Source organism: Intrasporangium sp. (genome assembly GCF_051961875.1).
In the GTDB taxonomy this organism is placed as follows: Bacteria; Actinomycetota; Actinomycetes; order Actinomycetales; family Dermatophilaceae; genus Intrasporangium_A.
The window spans coordinates 1-3,084 of sequence record NZ_JBQCCV010000301.1 but is presented as its reverse complement, the minus strand read 5'-3'; the positions used below and the strand labels follow the sequence as shown (position 1 = coordinate 3,084).

At 71.5% G+C, this 3,084-nt stretch carries 2 protein-coding genes; both read left to right on the top strand.

The window, feature by feature from the left end:
- The first annotated feature begins 481 nt into the window (after nt 1–481).
- The gene (locus tag ACTHJJ_RS18540) at nt 482–1,366 is read left to right on the top strand and encodes an SMP-30/gluconolactonase/LRE family protein (protein ID WP_440304426.1); all 885 of its coding nucleotides are present in this window, start codon (nt 482–484) and stop codon (nt 1,364–1,366) included.
- Between the two features lie 69 nt (nt 1,367–1,435).
- A complete protein-coding gene (locus ACTHJJ_RS18535) occupies nt 1,436–2,755 on the top strand; it encodes a flavin monoamine oxidase family protein (RefSeq protein ID WP_440304425.1) in 1,320 nt (439 codons plus the stop codon).
- The last annotated feature ends 329 nt before the right edge of the window (nt 2,756–3,084 follow it).

The following is a 3,084-nucleotide window of genomic DNA, read 5'->3' as shown; positions in this document are numbered from 1 at the left end:
CGCCTCTGGGCGTCACGATCAACTCGACCCAGGCCGGCGACGTGGACCCCATCGCCGCCGCAGCCCCGCAGCTGGGCCTGCTGGCCGACCAGGTCGTAGGGCTCGCCCGCTGGCAGCACACCGCACGCCGCGCCGAGGTCGAGGTGCTCGACCGGCAGCAGGCGCAGGCCTGAGACGCCAGCCCCGACGAGGGCATGCGCTTCGGCACTTGCCCACCTCGGGCAGGAATGGAACGGAACCGGAAATGAAGAACAGACGGATGGTGCACGAGCACCGGGTGGCTCAGGGCCAGGCCGGCGCCCGCCAGCAGCCTCCCTCCCCGAGGCCTGCCCGCACGTGAGGCTCTCCGGGCCGACTCCGCTCCGGCAGGCACCGGCCTATTCGCGAGGATAAGCGGCATGCCGAGGGTTGTGTTCAGAAGCAGTTGCGGTGGAGGGTGCCAAGACCCGAGATTGGATCTTGGCCCCAAGGAGGAAATGACGTGATCCCACTGACCCCCGACACCGTGCCGCCCGCCGCGGCGCAGACGACTCAAGACGTGCCCGATTCGGTCGTCGGACCCGGGCTGCGCACCGTGGTCGAGGGCCTGCACCATGCGGAGGGCGTCTGCTGGTCCCCGTCGGAGCAGGTGCTCTACGCGGGCGGCGAAGGCGGCGAGCTCTACAGGTTCGGGCTGGAGGGCGGGACGTTCGAGACAGTCTGCACCGTGCCCGGCGGCTCGATGCTCGGGCTCGCGCTCGACGGGGCAGGCGCAGCGTATGTCTGCGATGTCGGCAACGGGTGCGTGCAGCGGATCGCCCCCGACGGCAGCATCCGGCAGTACGGTGCCGCGATCGGCTACCCGAACTTCCCGGCCTTCGACGGCGAGGGCAGGCTGTGGGTCTCCGATTCCGGGAGCTGGGGCCAGGCGACCGGCGGGATCGTGCGGATCGACCCGGACGGCACCACCGAGCGCGTGCTCGACGGGCTGCACTTCGCCAACGGCCTCGCGCTGTACGGCGACTGGCTGTACGTCGTCGAGTCGACGTGGCCGCGGATCATGCGGGTCCCGCTCTCCGGCGGCGCGCCGGAGCCGGTCCTCGTCCTCGACCGGGTCGTCCCGGACGGTATCGCATTCGACGCCGACGGCGCCCTGTGGATCGGCTGCTGGCAGCCCAACCGGGTGTACCGCCTCGACCCGGACGGCACGCTCGATGTCGTCGTCGACGACTGGTCGGGCGTGTACGCCCCGACTCCGACGAACCTCGCGTTCGCCGGACCCGACCTCGACGTCCTCGCGCTGGCCTCCCTCGGCACACCGACCGTCAATGCCTGCGACCCCGGAGTCCGGGGAGAGCCGCTGCACCTGCCGGCCGGCCTGGAATGACCACGACGACATGTGGAACGACCGTCGTGCGGAAGTGACCGTCGACGAGATTGGTGGAAGGAACTGCCCATGAACGCTGAGACCTATGACGCGCTGGTGATCGGCGCGGGATTCGCGGGGCTGACCGCCGCGCGCGATCTGGCGAAGGACGGCAAGCGAGTCCTGATCGTCGAGGCACGGGACCGCATCGGCGGCCGCACCTGGTACCGGCCCTTCGCCGACACCGGATTCTCCATCGAGATGGGGGGCAACTGGGTCGACGCCGAGCTCAACACCGCGCTCATGGCGGAGGTCGAGCGCTACGGCGTCCAGCTCAGCACGAGCCCGCAGGCCGAGCACCACGTCTCCCTGCTCGACGGCGTCCTCAGCCACGCGCCCTGCCCGATCAGCCCGGACGACGAGCTCGACCTCCGGCGGTTCGTCCAGGAAGTCCGGACCCAGGTCAAGCGCATCGACCCCGCGCTGGCGCTGGACACGCAGGGCGTCGCCGACCTCGACGTCCCACTCGGCGCCTATCTCGACAGCTTCGGGCTCTCGGCCACGCTCCGGGGGCTCATGGGCGCATGGATCCGCCAGGAAACGGGCTGCCACGAGTCGCAGATCTCCGCCCTGCACCTGATGTCGTGGATCCCCCTTCTCGACAACGACGTCCTGGCCATCGGCCACACACCGACGCACCGCTTCGCCGCCGGCACGATCGACCTCCTGCAGCGGATGCTGGACGATTCCGGCGCCGAGCTGCGCCTCTCGACACCGGTCGTCGCGGTGACGCAGTCGGCCGGGCAGGTCGAGGTCTGCACCCAGGGCGGCGAGGTGCTGCGGGCGCGCGGGGCCGTGATCGCCCTGCCGCTGAACTGCCTGGCCGATGTCTCCTTCGAACCGGCGCTGTCCCCGGGCAAGGTCGCCGCGGCGAAGATCGGCCAGTCCGGGGCCGCCAAGAAACTGTGGGCGCTCGTCACGGACCTGCCCCCGAAGGTCCTGGGGATCGGTGACCACGACACCCCTATCGACGTCTTCTTCACCGACTTCCCTGCCGAGGAGACCGGCCTGGGCGGCGACCTCGTCGTCGGCTTCTCGACGCAGGAACGACCACTGGACATGCTGGACCGCGAGGACATGGAGGCGGCGCTACGCCGCTATGTCCCGGAGGCAGGCGTCCTGAAGGTCGACGGCCACGACTGGCTCGCCGACCCCTACGCCAAGGGCACCTGGTGCGCGGCCCCCGCGGGCCTGCTCTCGGAGTACGCCTCGGCGCTGGAGGCCACGGAGGGCCGCCTCGTGTTCGCAGGATCCGACATCGCCCACGCGTTCCGCGGCTGGATGGAGGGCGCGGTCGCCACCGGAGCGACGGCTGCGGCTCGGCTCTCGGCGATCCTGGCCAAGGCCTGAGAGGGCACAGCCCCCAGAACGTGCCTTCCCCGCGCCTTGCAGGACTCCAGTCGGCGGCGGCCGAAGAAAGCGGAAGCCCGCCGGCGCAGCAGGCCCTGCGGCAGCATCGGGGACAACGGGAATCGGGCCCAGCGGCGCGAGACGCGATGGGGCCATGCAGGGGCTGGCGACACCCCTGCCTGGCACCGTCGGAGGCGGCGCCCGAGGCCCCGCACCCGATCGGAACGCGAAGCACCCAGATCGAGAACACAGGCGAGGGAATGCGCCCGAACCGCCCCCGGGCCCCCCAGCGGGTGCGGGGCGCCCCCCCCGGCCCCCGGGGGGGCCGC

Coding starts and splice junctions, on each gene's coding strand:
- ACTHJJ_RS18535 (WP_440304425.1), top strand. CDS start 1,436: ATGAACGCTGAGACCTATGACGCGCTGGTGATCGGCGCGGGATTCGCG.